General features: G+C 76.8%; 1 protein-coding gene. It reads right to left on the reverse strand.

Annotated elements, in window-relative coordinates:
- A partial coding sequence (locus NLU14_RS22500) for a hypothetical protein (RefSeq protein ID WP_275710798.1) occupies positions 1-254 on the reverse strand: 254 nt, incomplete at both ends.

A 254-nucleotide genomic window follows, 5' to 3' on the forward strand; every position in this document is an offset into this window, starting at 1 on the left:
CGTCGCGCACGAACAGGCGCGCGCCCGAGCGGCCGGACTGCATCGTGGTCACCGCGCGCTCGACCGTCACCGGGCCGGCCGCCGAGCGCAGGGTCAGCGGAGTCCCCTTGCCGATCGCGTCGCGCGGAAGCGTCGCCAGCCGCCCGAGATACGCCCCGGCCGGCAGTGCGGCGCGCGTCACCGCCAGCCCATCCCGGTCATAGCGCAACGCCGCCGGCATGGTGCCGCGGCATTCGGCCGCGATCACGTCGCCG

Origin of the sequence: Marinobacter iranensis, assembly GCF_029207565.1 — a bacterium.
In the GTDB taxonomy this organism is placed as follows: domain Bacteria; phylum Pseudomonadota; class Gammaproteobacteria; order Pseudomonadales; family Oleiphilaceae; genus Marinobacter; species Marinobacter iranensis.